This window comes from Streptococcus suis S735, from assembly GCF_000294495.1.
GTDB lineage: Bacteria > Bacillota > Bacilli > Lactobacillales > Streptococcaceae > Streptococcus > Streptococcus suis.
Genome location: NC_018526.1, coordinates 321,701 through 338,873, shown reverse-complemented (window position 1 = coordinate 338,873; position 17,173 = coordinate 321,701). Strand labels below are relative to the sequence as shown.

At 42.7% G+C, this 17,173-nt stretch carries 10 protein-coding genes, 3 tRNA genes, 3 rRNA genes and 1 pseudogene; 2 read left to right on the top strand and 15 right to left on the bottom strand.

Annotated features, from left to right (window positions below):
- Positions 1-74: 74 nt before the first annotated feature.
- The 5 genes from YYK_RS01745 to YYK_RS01725 form a co-directional block, all read right to left on the bottom strand.
- Complete coding sequence (locus YYK_RS01745; protein WP_012774968.1) at positions 75-749, bottom strand: hydrolase; 675 nt, start codon at positions 747-749, stop codon at positions 75-77.
- A gap of 160 nt (positions 750-909) precedes the next feature.
- Positions 910-1,257, bottom strand: a complete 348-nt coding sequence (rplS, locus tag YYK_RS01740; RefSeq protein ID WP_011921928.1) for a 50S ribosomal protein L19 — start codon at positions 1,255-1,257, stop codon at positions 910-912.
- A 253-nt stretch (positions 1,258-1,510) separates the two neighbouring features.
- Complete coding sequence (locus tag YYK_RS01735) at positions 1,511-2,041, bottom strand: cysteine hydrolase family protein (protein ID WP_029693245.1); 531 nt, start codon at positions 2,039-2,041, stop codon at positions 1,511-1,513.
- A gap of 12 nt (positions 2,042-2,053) precedes the next feature.
- Entirely contained in the window at positions 2,054-2,842 is a 789-nt protein-coding gene (codY, locus tag YYK_RS01730; protein ID WP_011921926.1) for a GTP-sensing pleiotropic transcriptional regulator CodY, read from the bottom strand.
- A gap of 408 nt (positions 2,843-3,250) precedes the next feature.
- Positions 3,251-4,465 (bottom strand): pyridoxal phosphate-dependent aminotransferase, encoded by a 1,215-nt coding sequence (locus YYK_RS01725; protein ID WP_011921925.1) that lies wholly within the window; start codon positions 4,463-4,465, stop codon positions 3,251-3,253.
- Positions 4,466-4,619: 154 nt separating this feature from the next.
- On the opposite strand from YYK_RS01725, the gene YYK_RS01720 reads away from it, so the two are divergent.
- The gene (locus YYK_RS01720; RefSeq protein WP_004195772.1) at positions 4,620-5,072 is read left to right on the top strand and encodes a universal stress protein; all 453 of its coding nucleotides are present in this window, start codon (positions 4,620-4,622) and stop codon (positions 5,070-5,072) included.
- A gap of 15 nt (positions 5,073-5,087) precedes the next feature.
- Here YYK_RS01720 and YYK_RS10335 read toward each other — a convergent pair.
- A pseudogene (locus YYK_RS10335) lies at positions 5,088-6,453 on the bottom strand (Cof-type HAD-IIB family hydrolase).
- A gap of 69 nt (positions 6,454-6,522) precedes the next feature.
- Between YYK_RS10335 and YYK_RS01705 the strand changes: the two are divergent.
- Positions 6,523-7,482: an asparaginase gene (locus YYK_RS01705; protein WP_012775497.1), complete on the top strand. Its 960-nt coding sequence runs from the start codon at positions 6,523-6,525 to the stop codon at positions 7,480-7,482.
- A gap of 63 nt (positions 7,483-7,545) precedes the next feature.
- Here YYK_RS01705 and recG read toward each other — a convergent pair whose 3' ends face one another.
- From recG to YYK_RS01660, 9 genes are all read right to left on the bottom strand, one after another.
- Entirely contained in the window at positions 7,546-9,564 is a 2,019-nt protein-coding gene (gene recG / locus YYK_RS01700) for an ATP-dependent DNA helicase RecG (protein ID WP_012774967.1), read from the bottom strand.
- Between the two features lie 117 nt (positions 9,565-9,681).
- A tRNA-Glu gene (locus YYK_RS01695) sits at positions 9,682-9,753 on the bottom strand.
- A 22-nt stretch (positions 9,754-9,775) separates the two neighbouring features.
- Positions 9,776-9,848, bottom strand: a tRNA-Asn gene (locus YYK_RS01690).
- A 4-nt stretch (positions 9,849-9,852) separates the two neighbouring features.
- Positions 9,853-9,968 (bottom strand): 5S ribosomal RNA (gene rrf, locus YYK_RS01685).
- A gap of 86 nt (positions 9,969-10,054) precedes the next feature.
- A 23S ribosomal RNA gene (locus YYK_RS01680) occupies positions 10,055-12,958 on the bottom strand.
- Positions 12,959-13,237: 279 nt separating this feature from the next.
- Positions 13,238-13,310 (bottom strand) — tRNA-Ala (locus tag YYK_RS01675).
- Between the two features lie 53 nt (positions 13,311-13,363).
- Positions 13,364-14,912, bottom strand: a 16S ribosomal RNA gene (locus YYK_RS01670).
- Together the 16S, 23S and 5S rRNA genes with 3 tRNA genes alongside form the textbook arrangement of a ribosomal RNA operon.
- Before the next feature lie 613 nt (positions 14,913-15,525).
- Positions 15,526-15,714 (bottom strand): 50S ribosomal protein L28, encoded by a 189-nt coding sequence (rpmB, locus tag YYK_RS01665; RefSeq protein ID WP_001140948.1) that lies wholly within the window; start codon positions 15,712-15,714, stop codon positions 15,526-15,528.
- A gap of 392 nt (positions 15,715-16,106) precedes the next feature.
- The gene (locus YYK_RS01660) at positions 16,107-16,988 is read right to left on the bottom strand and encodes a class II fructose-bisphosphate aldolase (RefSeq protein WP_011922635.1); all 882 of its coding nucleotides are present in this window, start codon (positions 16,986-16,988) and stop codon (positions 16,107-16,109) included.
- Positions 16,989-17,173: the final 185 nt, after the last annotated feature.

Below are 17,173 nucleotides of genomic sequence, written 5' to 3'. Positions count from 1 at the left end.
CGTAAAACGATAAAAAACAGCAAGTTTCATCTAGCAATAAAACTTACTGTTTGCTTAGCCTATCTTTTTATGAGCTAATCCTTTGCATGTTTGCGGTATTTTTCCATTTTCCCTTTAAAAAGCTCCCCATTACTTGGTGCTGTATAGGAGACAGCATTGGCTCCAGCTTCGATAACCCGACGAATAGAGTCCTCAGTCGGACCACCAGTCGCAATAATTGGAAAGTCAGGGAAAGCTTCTCGAATCTTCTTCACAACCCTTGGCGTTTCCATACCGCAAGAAACATTTAAAATATCTACTCCAGCTTTAATCCGTGAGGTTAAATCAGACTTTTCAGAAACAACGGTATAAATGATAGGAATATCTACTACTTTATTGATTGCCTCAATTGTTTTTACATCCGTTGGTCCATTTACCACAACAGCGTATGCTCCCTCCGACTCAGACAAGAGACTCATATTAGCTGAACGCATACCTGTCGTCAAGCCTCCACCAACACCAGCCAAGACTGGAACTGACGCAACCAACATAATACTTTTGATAATAGCTGGACTGGGCGTAAATGGATAAACAGCCAAAATAGCATCTGCATTGTGATTAGCAATAATAGACACATCCGTTGTAAATAAGACTGAACGAATGCGACGACCATAAATACGAATTCCACTACATTCCTTGATAACTTCTGGCATCTGAACAATATCTTGCCGTAAATCTGATAAAACAGATGGAATAAACTGTTCGCTCATCCGCAACCTCCTCTATACTCGCTACAATAATATATAGTATAACATATTATTTCCATTTTATGCTTTCACAATTTGGTACTTTTTCAACAGATTTTTTTTAAAAAAAGAGACAGCTTTCGCTGCCTCCCATTCTCCGACCAAAATAGTCTGTAGGACTATCTTAACGACGGATTTCTTTGATACGTGCTGCTTTACCTTGCAATGCACGTAGGTAGTACAATTTAGCACGACGTACTTTACCGTAACGTACTACTTCAATCTTATCAACACGTGGAGTGTGGATTGGGAATGTACGTTCAACACCTACACCACCAGAGATTTTACGTACAGTGTACATTTCTGAGATGCCTTGACCTTTACGAGAGATAACAACACCCTCGAAAATCTGGATACGTTCGCGGTTACCTTCGACAACCTTAGCGTGAACACGCACAGTGTCACCAGGACGGAATGAAGGGATGTCAGTACGAAGTTGACCTTCTGTCAAACTTTGGATCAATGGATTCATTTTATTCTCCTATCTTTGTCAATCTTAGGTGCTTTTAAACCCAGCGGATAAACTGTATTTTTGTGCGTCCATTACACACAGACTATATTATACACCAAGTAATCACCTATGTAAAGCATTTTGATAAATTTATCATGGTCAATCACACCGCTTCTTTTACAAGTTAAGTCAACAAGGTCTGAGTTTGATTTTCGAAGAGTGTTAATGATACAGATTCCTGTAAAAACCAGTCCACAGACTGGTCACTATACTATTAATCAATAATTGTCGCACCGAGTACATGACGCAAATGGTTAAGAGCAAACTGATGATTCTCCTCCGTCAATGCAGCAATGGCTGATGAGACCACCTCAATACGATACCCCTTATTATAAGCATCAATAGCTGTATGAAGAACACAAATATCAGACAAAACACCCGTCAAGACAACCGTATCTACACCACGTTCTCTTAGTCGAACATCCAAATCCGTCCCAGAAAAAGTAGAATAATGACGTTTATCCATCCAACGAACACGCGCATGCCCTTTATGTTTTTGATAAAAATCTGCTAAAGGACCATACAAGTCACGCCCTTGCGTCCCAATGATATTATGACTTGGGAAAAGCTGAGCTTCAGGATGAAATTCATCCCCCTCCTCATGACCATCAATCGCAAAGAAAATATAGTCTCCATTTTCAAAAGCTTCTTGCGTAACCTGAGCAATTCGTTTAGAAATAGCCTGAGCTGATTTTCCAGCAGTCAGCTTTCCTTCATCTGCCACAAAATCTACTATATAATCAATGCTTTTGTCATTTTAGTAGTCACGTTTCTTAATTTCATCAAAAATAGCTGGGATGAGAACTTTCAAATAAGTCCCCTTCATTCCCAAAGAACGACTTTCAATAATCCCTGCACTCTCCAACTTACGCAGTGCATTCACAATCACCGATCGTGTAATACCGATACGATCTGCAATCACAGAAGCAGTCAATTGCCCCTCATTGCCATCCAATTCACCCAAAATAGCTGCAACTGCCTTCATTTCTGAGTAAGATAGCGTATTTACCGCCATATTAACTGCCGCACGACGACGGATATTCTTCTCGTCTTCTTCCCGTTGGAAATTAAGTAACTGAATACCAACTACTGTTGCCGCAATCTCAACCAAAATCAAATCATCATCGTGAAACTGCTCATCATTCCGCCAAATAATAAGCGAACCAAAACGAATCCCCGTTACGTGGATAGGCGCTATCGTTGTCAGCCCGTTTGGATAAGTCGAGCGTGATTCGACAGGGATGGCAGTCAACTCGCTCTCGACAGGCAAATTAACCTGCGTATCGTAAACCTGCGCAACTGCTTTTACATATCCTTCTGGGAATTGTTTGTTTTGGAAAAATTCTTCCACACGATCATTGTTTGTCTCGTAACTCATGTGGTATCCCAAAACTTCACCTTCGCTATTAATAATACAAGAATTGCAATCAATAATAGCTGATAGATGTTCAGCAATAGCATTGTAAGGCAATTCTTCTGCCAATTGCTCTTCGGAACGCTTCAAAATAGAAGTAATATTCCGTGTCTTCTCTAATAATGTTGTCATATTTTCCTCTTTACTCTGTAATTGCTTTCAGTATAGCAAAAAATACATAAAATTTCAACAATTATCAGAATATTTACCGTTGTTAGAAAAACACAAACAATTTCATCCAAGCAAAAAGAAATAGGCTGGGCAAAAAGCCCAGCACCGCTTCTCAAAGTTAGTGTCAACATCTCAGCGCAGTGGTTGATTGGCAGATTCGTTCGTGTTTTACATTCAAAATCTGACCTATACGACTGATGCGAACAGAGTTCGCTTCATCTCCAACCTCAAACTGTCTCCCAGACAGTTTGAGCTGTGCGGAGGTGGGAGCGAAACAGTCTGGGAATAGACTGTTTCAGCTCAACAACTAGAAATAAAGACTTGTTGACGAACTCTTCTTATGAATGGTTGAGTTCTTTCCCACTCCCATTATCTACGATATTGCCGCAAGAATCGTGACATTTTTTCTTGAATTTCTGCCAACTCATCAACACGTGGTAAATACACAATACGGAAATGATCTGGATCCTTCCAGTTAAAACCTCGACCATGGACCAAAAGTACTTTTTCTTGCTTGAGGAAATCCAATACAAATTGTTCATCATCCTCAACTCTGTACATCTCACGATCAATTTTTGGGAATACATACAGACCAGCCTTAGGTTTTACAGCAGAAAGTCCCGGAATATCATTAATCGCCTTGGTAATGAACTCCCTTTGTTCATATAAGCGTCCGCCAGGCATCAAGAGCTCATCAACCGATTGGTAACCTCCCAAAGAAGTTTGAACAACCTGTTGAGCCAAAACGTTTGAACACAAACGCATATTGGACAACATATTCAAGCCTTCAATGTAACCTTTTACATGCTTTTTCGGACCAGATAAGACCATCCAACCTACTCGGAAACCACAAATACGATGTGATTTAGACAGTCCATTCATCGTCACAACAAATAAATCTGGAGCCAGTGTCGCAATAGGGATATGAACAGCTCCATCAAAGACCATACGATCATAAATCTCATCAGAGAAAATGATCAATTCATGTCTACGAGCAATATCAATGATTCCTTTTAAAATTTCTTTCGGATAGAGAGCACCAGTTGGATTATTTGGATTGATAAGGACAATTGCCTTGGTTCGAGAAGTCACCTTGGACTCCATATCTGCCAAATCTGGATACCATTCAGCTACTTCATCACAAACATAGTGAACAGCTTTACCACCAGCCAAACTAACTGCAGCAGTCCAGAGAGGATAGTCTGGCATTGGCACCAACACCTCATCACCATTATCTAGCAAACCTTGCATAGACATAACAATCAGCTCACTCACGCCGTTTCCAAGATAAATATCTTCAATGTCAACATTTGGAAATTTCTTTAGCTGACAATACTGCATGATAGCCTTACGTGCAGAAAAAATTCCCTTACTGTTCGAATATCCCTCTGATTTACGGGCGTTATGAATCAAGTCACGAATAACTTCATCTGGAGCAGTAAAACCAAATTCTGCAGGATTCCCCGTATTCAAACGTAAAATCTGCTCTCCATTGGCACGCATGCGCATGGCCTCTTCCAAAACAGGCCCACGAATATCATATGCTACATCATCCAATTTTGTTGACTTGTTAAATTGCTTCATGTCGTCACCTCAACTTTCTATCTTTTCTATTGTACTGTAAAAGCTAAAAAAGTACAAGAATCCTTTACATTTTCTCTCAAAAGGCTTATAATAAAAATGTAAGGAACTACTCTACCTATTTCGGGACAAAGCTCTTCTGAAAGGAGTGACTATTATGACACAATCTTACAAAACAATACTCGTCGCTGTAGACGGCTCTAAAGGAGCAGAATTAGCTCTTCATAAAGCCATTCATGTTGCACTACGCAACCAAGCACGTCTGATTATCGCCCATGTGATTGACACCCGTGCTCTCCACAATGTTGTTGCATTTGACGCCTCTGTCTATGAATCTTTAGAAAGAGAGGCGGAGCTCCTCCTCGAAGAATACAAACAAGAAGCTCTCAACGCCGGTCTGACCGATGTACAGATTCGCATTGAATTCGGTAACCCTAAAACCCTACTGGCTATCGATATTCCAAAGGAAACCGGTGCGGATCTTATGTTACTTGGAGCAACTGGTCTAAACGCCTTTGAACGTCTCCTAATCGGATCCTCATCCGAATATATCATGCGCCACGCAACTATCGATTTACTCATTGTTCGCGATGGAGAAAAAAGTTTATAAACCAAAAGACTTGATTTACGAATCAAGTCTTTTCATCTGTCTTTTCAGCTCTTCCTGAATCTTTTCCTCCGGAGCAAACCGTTCTTCCCAATCATCAGGTTTTAAAATTTTATGGGTAATTGGATCAAAATGGGCCTTCCCATCTGGAAATGTTTTCCCCATATTTGCAGTATGGACTATCTGAAAAATTGGTTCTGGATCAACCCCCATCAAAACAAACGAACCATATGTAAAATAAAGAATATCCAGCAAAGCATCTACCTGATCCTGCATCGAAACCCCGAAACCTCTCTTGCCAGATACCTTAGCAGCAGCAGTATCTAAATCCTGATGAAGTTGTTGAATAAAATCATGAAACTCAACTTCAGATTCTGAAGCTGCATGTAGAAATTCTACCAACTCCTCCAATTTAAAACCAGCGCGATACAAAGCCGTCTGTCCATCATACACACTGGGAAGTTCTTGTGTTTCACCATCCATTAAAAAATGAAAATCCTTTACCCTATTAAAATTATCGTCCTTGCTCTGAAACATCTTATCCCTCAATCACACCAAAATGAATTAATGCCTTATAAATCCCATCACGATTATTTGTATCCGTAACAAAGGAAGCTGCGTGTTTAACCTTTTTCGTCCCATTTCCCATCGCTACCGAGTGCTGAATTTCATTCAACATTTCAAAATCATTATTAGAATCCCCGAATACCATAACTTCATCTAACTCAAAACCATATCGATCTGCAACCTTTACAATACCCGATAATTTTGAATTTCCCTTACTGATAATATCAGTCGCATAGGGACTCGAACGCGTAAAAGACAAGTTCGGAAAGAGCACCTCCAATGATTGTGTCTCCCTTTCCGTCGTCAGCAACATCAGCTGATAGATTGGTTGAAAGAGAAAACCTTTCAAATTCGTTTCCTGTTGAGGACTAATCCAACGTACCAAACGATTGAAAATAAAATTTATGATTCCAGCCCAGGACTCCGGAATCATACGCGTCACACGATATGCAAAATTTCCTGTTCCAGCACTCATAATCTTACTACCAAATATGCCTTTAGCAGTTCCAAAAGATAAATCCTTATGGTGAGTTTGCGCATACTCCATAATTTGTTCAATTTGCTTTGGCTCTAAACTCTGACTATAAATAACTTCTTCTCTTGAAAAAATATATTGACCATTATAAGCAATGGCCAAATCTAGCCCTAAACTAGCCATATACTGCAAAACAAAACGAGGATCACGTCCTGTAGCTAGACCAACTAAAATCCCCTTCTCTTTCAAAGCATTAATGGCGAGAATAGTTGAACTACTAACCATACGATTGTCGGTCAATAAGGTACCATCAATATCGAAAAATACAGCCTTTATCGTCAACCAACTCACCTACTTTCTAAGAATTATGTTACAATTAGTATATCACACTTTGAAAGAAACTGAAAATTTATGAAAAAAATTCTAGTACTGCATACAGGTGGAACCATTTCTATGCAAACCAATCATCAGGGTGAAGTTGCAGCGAGTAAAACCAATCCAATGACCCAAATTGATAGCCCACTAGAAGAAACTCAAGTGACATCCTTGGATTTTCTCAATGTTCCAAGTCCACACATTCGCTTAGAACACATGATGACTCTATACCAAAAAATCAAAGAAGAACAAATGAACTTCGATGGTTTTGTCATTACACATGGCACAGATACTTTAGAAGAGACTGCCTATTTCCTTGATACAATGGCTATTCCAGAAAAACCAATTGTATTGACCGGAGCCATGCGTTCCTCAAATGAACTGGGTAGCGACGGGATTTATAACTACCGAACAGCCCTACGTGTGGCTACTGATGATAAATCCGCAGATAAAGGTGTTCTAGTGGTCATGAACGATGAAATTCATGCTGCTAAATATGTTACAAAAACGTATACCACCAATGTCTCAACCTTTCAAACACCAACCCATGGACCACTGGGATTAGTCACCAAACGAGAGATTCTCTATTTTAAAACTGCTGAACCACGTGTTCGATTTGACTTATCAACAGTCACAGGAACGGTCCCAATCATAAAAGCTTATGCAGATATGGACTCCATTCTCCTTGATTCACTCACTGCAAGCTCAATTTCCGGTTTAGTTATTGAAGCACTCGGCGCCGGAAATCTTCCGCCTACCATCCTTCCAGCCATTAAGAAACTCCTTGATCAAAAGATACCCATTATTCTGGTATCTCGCTGTTTTAACGGAATTGCTGAGCCTGTCTATGCCTACCAAGGAGGTGGCATCCAACTGGAGAAAGACGGCATTCTATTTGTTAAAGAATTGAATGCTCAAAAAGCCCGACTCAAACTCCTTATCGCTCTCAATGCAGGCTTGGAAGAGCAAAGCTTGGCAGATTACATCCAAGGTTAATCGCTGACGAACTATACAATATGTCAAAAGACCAACACATGTGTGTTGGCCTTTTTTATATGACTAGTCCAATTCCTCTCGATCTTTCAAATTAGCAAGCAAAATCGACCAATTAGGGTCCTCCTGCCAATTTTCCACGCTAACAATCTGACTAGCAACTCGCCTTGCTTCCTCTAAAATTGGATAGTCCTCGATAATATTTGCAACTTGAAATTCTGGCAAACCTGATTGACGAGTTCCAAATATTTCTCCAGACCCACGCATTTTTAAGTCAGCTTCAGCCAAAATAAAACCATCTGTCGTCTCTGTCATAATTTTCATGCGTTCCTTACCAGACTCTGTTTTAGGATTAGCAACTAACACTGCATAAGACTGCTTATGACCACGTCCTACACGCCCTCTCAACTGATGTAATTGGCTTAAACCAAAACGATCAGCATCCATAATAACCATCACCGTTGCATTGGGCACATTGACTCCGACTTCAATAACAGTGGTAGAAACCAAAATATTCGTTTTTCGCTCCTTAAAAGCCTGCATGATGGCATCTTTCTCGTCATTCTTCATCTTACCGTGTAACAAATCCACTGTAACTTGCTCTCCAAAATGCGCCTGTAAATCAGATTGTAGATCTACAGCATTCTTTAAATCTAGAGCCTCAGATTCTTCAATCAGCGGAGAGATAAAATAAACCTGAGCACCCACTTCTAACTCCCGCTCCAACCAATCTAAGACCGTGGGCAGCTGTTGATGTTTGACCCAGCGAGTGATAATTGGCTTTCGACCAGCAGGTAACTGATTAATAATTGATACATCCATATCTCCAAAAGCTGTAATGGCTAACGTCCGAGGAATAGGTGTAGCAGTCATCATAAGCACATCCGGATTATCACCCTTCTCACGAAACAGACGGCGCTGTTTAACACCAAAACGATGTTGCTCATCCGTCACAACCAAACCAAGCTTATGGTACGTCACACTTTCCTGTATAAGAGCATGAGTTCCTACAATGATGTCTACCTGACCACTAGAAATCGCCTCTAAAGCAGTACGACGCTCCGCAGCTTTCATTCCACCTGTCAAAAGAGCAATAGAAAGTTCTGGAAAAAGCTGGCGCAAACTCTCAAAGTGTTGCTCAGCCAAAATTTCTGTCGGCACCATAATTGCAGCCTGCATCCCCGCAGTCACAGCAGCAAACATAGCCAATCCAGCAACTACTGTCTTCCCTGAACCAACATCCCCTTGTAACAAACGATTCATGTGCCCATAGGACTTCATATCTGATAGTATTTCAGCCAAAGCCCCAGACTGAGCATCTGTTAAGACAAACGGCAATTGTCTTATTTGCATAGCCAATCTATCAGCATCATAGGCAATCTTCAAACCATTCAAAATATCACGATTGTTGGCTTTCAGCATTTGCAACTGTAATTGAAAATAAAATAATTCCTCAAACTTCATACGTCGCAAAGCTTGTCTATACTCTTCTAAATTTGTAGGAAAATGCATCGCAAAAACCGCCTCTCGGCGATTCATTAACCGATAGCGCTCTCGTAAAACTGATGGCAAGTTCTCCTCTAATAAATGCAAATATCCCTGATCAATAGCTGTTTTAATAGCCTTAACCAAATTTACTTGCGAAATCCCTTGCGCCACATGATAGACAGGTTGGAGCTCATCTGATACTTGAGCCAAAATTTTCATTCCTGTCAAACTTGCCTTAGCCTTATCCCACTTTCCCCAAACTGCAATATCCTGCCCCAAAACAATCTTATCTGCTAAATAAGGCTGATTAAAAAACGAAACTGCTAAGACAACCTCACCCTGTTTCATTGAAAAACGGAGTCTATTTCTTTTGTAACCATAATACTGTACATTAGCTGGAGATACCACCTCCCCAACTACCACTGCCTTCTCCCCATCCTGCAAATCATAAATAGACTTACTCTCAAAATCTTCATATCTAAATGGATAGTAAGTCAGCAAATCATTAATATTCTGAATGCTAATTTTTAAGAATTTTTCAGCCGATTTTGGACCAATCCCTGGCAAAACCGATAATTCATCACATAGTCTTTTCATATCTCTATTATATCAACAAACAATGAATAGACAAAGTAACAAGAAAAGAAAAAGGAGCCATATTAAAGCCCATACACCTCAAAAAACAAAAAAAGAGACTTAAGCAGTCTCCAAATATAGTCCGTACGGGATTCGAACCCGTGTTACCGCCGTGAAAAGGCGGTGTCTTAACCCCTTGACCAACGGACCATATACTAAAGATTTCTCTTTACTCCGCCAACAGGGCTCGAACCTGTGACATCATGATTAACAGTCATGCGCTCTACCAACTGAGCTATGGCGGAATATGCTAAGCGACTACCGTATCTAACAGGGGGCAACCCCCAACTACTTCAGGCGTTCTAGGGCTTAACTGCTGTGTTCGGCATGGGTACAGGTGTATCTCCTAGGCTATCGTCACTTAACTACTGAGTCTTGTCAACTCAAAATTGAATATCTATATTCTAACAAGAAACCGATCGCTTGTCAATATTGACTCTAGTTTATTTCTTTGGATAAGTCCTCGAGCGATTAGTATTGGTCCGCTACATGTGTCGCCACACTTCCACTTCCAACCTATCTACCTGATCATCTCTCAGGGCTCTTACTAACATAAAGTTATGGGAAATCTCATCTTGAGGTGGGTTTCACACTTAGATGCTTTCAGCGTTTATCCCGTCCCTACATAGCTACCCAGCGATGCCTTTGGCAAGACAACTGGTACACCAGCGGTAAGTCCACTCTGGTCCTCTCGTACTAGGAGCAGATCCTCTCAAATTTCCTACGCCCGCGACGGATAGGGACCGAACTGTCTCACGACGTTCTGAACCCAGCTCGCGTGCCGCTTTAATGGGCGAACAGCCCAACCCTTGGGACCGACTACAGCCCCAGGATGCGACGAGCCGACATCGAGGTGCCAAACCTCCCCGTCGATGTGAACTCTTGGGGGAGATAAGCCTGTTATCCCCAGGGTAGCTTTTATCCGTTGAGCGATGGCCCTTCCATACGGAACCACCGGATCACTAAGCCCGACTTTCGTCCCTGCTCGAGTTGTAGCTCTCGCAGTCAAGCTCCCTTATACCTTTACACTCTGCGAATGATTTCCAACCATTCTGAGGGAACCTTTGGGCGCCTCCGTTACCTTTTAGGAGGCGACCGCCCCAGTCAAACTGCCCGTCAGACACTGTCTCCGATAGGGATAACCTATCCGGGTTAGAGTAGCCATAACACAAGGGTAGTATCCCAACAGCGCCTCAGTCGAAACTGGCGTCCCGACTTCGTAGGCTCCTACCTATCCTGTACATGTGGTACAGATACTCAATATCAAACTGCAGTAAAGCTCCATGGGGTCTTTCCGTCCTGTCGCGGGTAACCTGCATCTTCACAGGTACTAAAATTTCACCGAGTCTCTCGTTGAGACAGTGCCCAAATCATTACGCCTTTCGTGCGGGTCGGAACTTACCCGACAAGGAATTTCGCTACCTTAGGACCGTTATAGTTACGGCCGCCGTTTACTGGGGCTTCAATTCAGATCTTCGCTTGCGCTAAACCCTCCTCTTAACCTTCCAGCACCGGGCAGGCGTCACCCCCTATACATCATCTTACGATTTAGCAGAGAGCTGTGTTTTTGATAAACAGTTGCTTGGGCCTATTCACTGCGGCTGACTTTAAGCCAGCACCCCTTCTCCCGAAGTTACGGGGTCATTTTGCCGAGTTCCTTAACGAGAGTTCTCTCGCTCACCTGAGGCTACTCGCCTCGACTACCTGTGTCGGTTTGCGGTACGGGTAGAGTATGATACATCGCTAGAAGCTTTTCTCGGCAGTGTGACGTCACTAACTTCGCTACTTAACTTCGCTCCCCATCACAGCTCAATGTTACAGATACAAGCATTTGACTCATATCACACCTCACTGCTTAGACGGGCACTTCCAATCGCCCGCTTTAGTTAGCCTACTGCGTCCCTCCATCACTTCATACTCTAGTACAGGAATATCAACCTGTTGTCCATCGGATACACCCTTCGGTCTCTCCTTAGGTCCCGACTAACCCAGGGCGGACGAGCCTTCCCCTGGAAACCTTAGTCTTACGGTGGATGGGATTCTCACCCATCTTTCGCTACTCATACCGGCATTCTCACTTCTATGCGTTCCAGCACTCCTCACGGTATACCTTCTTCACACATAGAACGCTCTCCTACCATAACACTAAAGTGTTATCCACAGCTTCGGTAAATTGTTTTAGCCCCGGTACATTTTCGGCGCAGGGTCACTCGACTAGTGAGCTATTACGCACTCTTTGAATGAATAGCTGCTTCTAAGCTAACATCCTAGTTGTCTGTGCAACCCCACATCCTTTTCCACTTAACAATTATTTTGGGACCTTAGCTGGTGGTCTGGGCTGTTTCCCTTTCGACTACGGATCTTAGCACTCGCAGTCTGACTGCCGACCATAAATCATTGGCATTCGGAGTTTATCTGAAATCAGTAAACCGAGATGGCCCCCTCATCCAAACAGTGCTCTACCTCCAAGATTCTCAAATGTCGACGCTAGCCCTAAAGCTATTTCGGAGAGAACCAGCTATCTCCAAGTTCGTTTGGAATTTCTCCGCTACCCACAAGTCATCCAAGCACTTTTCAACGTGCCCTGGTTCGGTCCTCCAGTGCGTCTTACCGCACCTTCAACCTGCTCATGGGTAGGTCACATGGTTTCGGGTCTACGACATAATACTAATCCGCCCTATTAAGACTCGGTTTCCCTACGGCTCCGTCTCTTCAACTTAACCTCGCATCATATCGTAACTCGCCGGTTCATTCTACAAAAGGCACGCTCTCACCCATTAACGGGCTCGAACTTGTTGTAGGCACACGGTTTCAGGTTCTATTTCACTCCCCTTCCGGGGTACTTTTCACCTTTCCCTCACGGTACTGGTTCACTATCGGTCACTAGAGAGTATTTAGGGTTGGGAGATGGTCCTCCCGGATTCCGACGAGATTTCGCGTGTCTCGCCGTACTCAGGATACTGCTAGGTATAAAAAATATTTTAAATACGAGGCTATTACTCTCTTTGGCCTACCTTCCCAGGTAGTTCTTCTATACTCTTTAAGTCCACATTGCAGTCCTACAACCCCGAGGAGTAAACTCCTCGGTTTGCCCTCCTGCCGTTTCGCTCGCCGCTACTAAGGCAATCGCTTTTGCTTTCTCTTCCTGCAGCTACTTAGATGTTTCAGTTCACTGCGTCTTCCTCTTCACTACCTTAACAGTAGTGAGTGACAGGCATTACCTGCCGGGTTCCCCCATTCGGACATCCCTGGATCATTGCTTACTTACAGCTCCCCAAGGCATTTCGTCGTTAGTCACGTCCTTCATCGGCTTCTAGTGCCAAGGCATCCACCGTGCGCCCTTATTAACTTAACCTTATAATCGTACTCAGACTAGAAAACTAGTGATTTAGACAAATCCTCTTGTAGTCCTTAGACTACTGCGATGATTTCCTAAAATCATACGTTTTCCTTAACGTCTTCGTAACTTGTTTTAACCTAATTTTTTCAAAAATTAGAAAACTCATTAAATATTCACAGCGTTTTCGGTTTATTTTCTTGTTACTATTTCTATACGTACTTTTACATACGTTTAGGAATGTTTGATAGATATTCAATTTTCAATGGACAAAATCTTAACAACTTCCGTTGTTAATGGAGCCTAGCGGGATCGAACCGCTGACCTCCTGCGTGCAAAGCAGGCGCTCTCCCAGCTGAGCTAAGGCCCCACAAGACCTCTCAAAATTAAAGAAGACTGACGTACAGGTTTCCATTTCCTTAGAAAGGAGGTGATCCAGCCGCACCTTCCGATACGGCTACCTTGTTACGACTTCACCCCAATCATCTATCCCACCTTAGGCGGCTGGCTCCTAAAAGGTTACCTCACCGACTTCGGGTGTTACAAACTCTCGTGGTGTGACGGGCGGTGTGTACAAGGCCCGGGAACGTATTCACCGCGGCGTGCTGATCCGCGATTACTAGCGATTCCGACTTCATGTAGGCGAGTTGCAGCCTACAATCCGAACTGAGACTGGCTTTAAGAGATTAGCTTGCCGTCACCGACTTGCGACTCGTTGTACCAGCCATTGTAGCACGTGTGTAGCCCAGGTCATAAGGGGCATGATGATTTGACGTCATCCCCACCTTCCTCCGGTTTATTACCGGCAGTCTCGCTAGAGTGCCCAACTGAATGATGGCAACTAACAATAGGGGTTGCGCTCGTTGCGGGACTTAACCCAACATCTCACGACACGAGCTGACGACAACCATGCACCACCTGTCACCGATGCTCCGAAGAGAAACCCTATCTCTAGGGCGGTCATCGGGATGTCAAGACCTGGTAAGGTTCTTCGCGTTGCTTCGAATTAAACCACATGCTCCACCGCTTGTGCGGGCCCCCGTCAATTCCTTTGAGTTTCAACCTTGCGGTCGTACTCCCCAGGCGGAGTGCTTAATGCGTTAGCTGCGGCACTGAGTCCCGGAAAGGACCCAACACCTAGCACTCATCGTTTACGGCGTGGACTACCAGGGTATCTAATCCTGTTCGCTCCCCACGCTTTCGAGCCTCAGCGTCAGTTACAGACCAGAGAGCCGCTTTCGCCACCGGTGTTCCTCCATATATCTACGCATTTCACCGCTACACATGGAATTCCACTCTCCCCTTCTGCACTCAAGTTTGACAGTTTCCAAAGCGTACTATGGTTAAGCCACAGCCTTTTACTTCAGACTTATCAAACCGCCTGCGCTCGCTTTACGCCCAATAAATCCGGACAACGCTCGGGACCTACGTATTACCGCGGCTGCTGGCACGTAGTTAGCCGTCCCTTTCTGGTAAGATACCGTCAAGTGAGAAACTTTCCACTCTTCTCACAGTTCTTCTCTTACAACAGAGCTTTACGATCCGAAAACCTTCTTCACTCACGCGGCGTTGCTCGGTCAGGGTTGCCCCCATTGCCGAAGATTCCCTACTGCTGCCTCCCGTAGGAGTCTGGGCCGTGTCTCAGTCCCAGTGTGGCCGATCACCCTCTCAGGTCGGCTATGTATCGAAGCCTTGGTGAGCCGTTACCTCACCAACTAGCTAATACAACGCAGGTCCATCTCATAGTGAAGCAATTGCTCCTTTCAAATATCTACCATGCGGTAAATACTGTTATGCGGTATTAGCTATCGTTTCCAATAGTTATCCCCCGCTATGAGGCAGGTTACCTACGCGTTACTCACCCGTTCGCAACTCATCCGTCTAGTGCAAGCACCAGACTTCAGCGTTCTACTTGCATGTATTAGGCACGCCGCCAGCGTTCGTCCTGAGCCAGGATCAAACTCTCATAAAAAGTTTTGATTCAAACTCAAGCTATTGCTAGCTTTCCGTTTTATTGTTTTGTTTTGTCATTGACGATTTATCTTTAGATAAATCACCCTGCACGTTTGGTTCGTCTTCTTTAATTTTCAAAGGTCTTGTCGTTATCGCGCTCTCGCGACAACTATCTTAGTTTATCATTTCTTGTGAACTTTGTCAACACTTTTTTGAAACTTTTTTCGTTTCTCTGTTAACTAGTCCCTCAAGAGACAACTCATTTATTCTATCACGACTTATATACATTGTCAACCGGTTTTTTGAGATTTTTTGGATTTTTTTAAACACTCTCTATTCTTCCAGTTCGTGATTCCCTTCTTGTAGAACCCGTACGGATGCTCTCTCGTACAACTCCTAATGTCAATCCAAGTTTAAATGTTCGAACTTGGAAAAATCTTCCACATCAATACACAGTTTATTTTTGACAACATTCCTTCTTTGTTAACTTTTCAACAGCAATGTGAAGAGCTATATAGCTGATATTCTTTCCTATTCATTATGTAGTGGTCGAATTTGCTCCTCACCGACTTTATATCTAGGCTATTTTTTCCAAAAACAAAAGTCGCTAGATTTTTCTAACGACTTTGTTATTATACACGTTCAACTTTGCCTGATTTTAGTGCACGCGCTGAAGCCCAAACTTTTTTAGGTTTACCATCAATCAAAACAGTTACCTTTTGAAGGTTTGGTTTAACTGCACGTTTAGTTTGGTTCATAGCGTGTGAACGGTTGTTACCTGATACAGTCTTACGACCAGTGAAATAACATACTTTAGCCATTGTATCTTCCTCCTCATTTGATCAAATATATCGGATGTGCTAGCACCACATACCATATTATTCTAACAGAAAAGATTGGACTTGGCAAGAATTATTTTCATTTTTATTTTTTAAAGTGTCTATACTCATAGGTAAATATTTTAATACTACAGTTTGCGCCCCATCCATAATTCTTCGTTCTCTAAGTTATTACAGTCATGAAAACTTTGGAGCAGTTTATATTTTAACTGTTCTCTGCTCACTTCTATCGTAGATTTCTTCATAGCAAAGAACTAGATCAAACTTAATCAACTATTATAATAAAAAGGATTCTCGAAAGAAAATCCTTTTTGGTTTAATCTAAGAAACTTATGCTTTGTTTGCTTGAAATCTAAGATTTCTTCGCAGTTACATTAAGCTTTGTTCGCTGAACCGAATACGTCGATACGCTCTTCAACAGATGCTTGGATAGCTTTCACGCCGTCTGCCAAGAATTTACGTGGGTCAAAGAGTTTTTTCTTATCGTATTCTGCTTCGTTTGCTTCATAAGCTGCTGCAAACTTACGAGTTGCGTTTGCAAATGCGATTTGGCACTCAGTGTTTACGTTAACTTTAGCAACACCCAATTTGATTGCTTCTTGGATTTGTGCATCCGGAATACCTGAACCACCGTGCAATACGATTGGGAAACCTGGTACAGCTTCAGTCAATTTACGCAAGTGGTCAAGGTCAAGACCTTCCCAGTTTGCTGGGTATGGACCGTGGATGTTACCGATACCTGCTGCCAAGAAATCGATACCAGTTGCAACCATTGCTACTGCATCTTCGATTGGAGCCAATTCACCGCTACCTACGATACCATCTTCTTCACCACCGATAGTACCAACTTCAGCTTCAACTGAGATACCTTTAGCGTGCGCCAATTCTACAACTTCTTTTGCTTTTGCAAGGTTTTCTTCTACTGGAAGGTGTGAACCGTCAAACATGATAGAAGTGTAACCAACTTCGATACACTCAAGTGCATCTTCGTAGTGACCGTGGTCAAGGTGAATAGCAACTGGAACTGTAATGTTCATTGATTCAATCAAGTTTGCAATCAAGTTACGAGCTACTTTGTAACCACCCATGTACTTAGCTGCACCCATAGAAGTTTGGATAAGAACTGGAGCTTGTTTTGCTTCTGCTGCACGCAAGATAGCTTGAGTCCACTCAAGGTTGTTTGTGTTAAATCCACCAACTGCATAACCGTTGTCACGAGCTGCTTGGACAAATTTTTCTGCTGAAACTAATGGCATTTCGATAGCCTCCTAATATTTTTTGAGGTTGCACCTCATACTCTTCTATTCTACCATTTTTATTTTGAAAATGCTAGTTGAAACCGTCTAGTTTTGAGAAAACTTTCACATATCTTTTCATGAAAGCCATAATAATGCCTGTTTCGTATCATTCTTGTAATTTATGAACTAGCATATATCGTGCT

Coding starts and splice junctions, on each gene's coding strand:
- YYK_RS01745 (WP_012774968.1), bottom strand. CDS start 749: ATGAGCGAACAGTTTATTCCATCTGTTTTATCAGATTTACGGCAAGAT.
- rplS (WP_011921928.1), bottom strand. CDS start 1,257: ATGAATCCATTGATCCAAAGTTTGACAGAAGGTCAACTTCGTACTGAC.
- codY (WP_011921926.1), bottom strand. CDS start 2,842: ATGACAACATTATTAGAGAAGACACGGAATATTACTTCTATTTTGAAG.
- YYK_RS01725 (WP_011921925.1), bottom strand. CDS start 4,465: ATGAAGCAATTTAACAAGTCAACAAAATTGGATGATGTAGCATATGAT.
- YYK_RS01720 (WP_004195772.1), top strand. CDS start 4,620: ATGACACAATCTTACAAAACAATACTCGTCGCTGTAGACGGCTCTAAA.
- YYK_RS01705 (WP_012775497.1), top strand. CDS start 6,523: ATGAAAAAAATTCTAGTACTGCATACAGGTGGAACCATTTCTATGCAA.
- recG (WP_012774967.1), bottom strand. CDS start 9,564: ATGAAAAGACTATGTGATGAATTATCGGTTTTGCCAGGGATTGGTCCA.
- rpmB (WP_001140948.1), bottom strand. CDS start 15,714: ATGGCTAAAGTATGTTATTTCACTGGTCGTAAGACTGTATCAGGTAAC.
- YYK_RS01660 (WP_011922635.1), bottom strand. CDS start 16,988: ATGCCATTAGTTTCAGCAGAAAAATTTGTCCAAGCAGCTCGTGACAAC.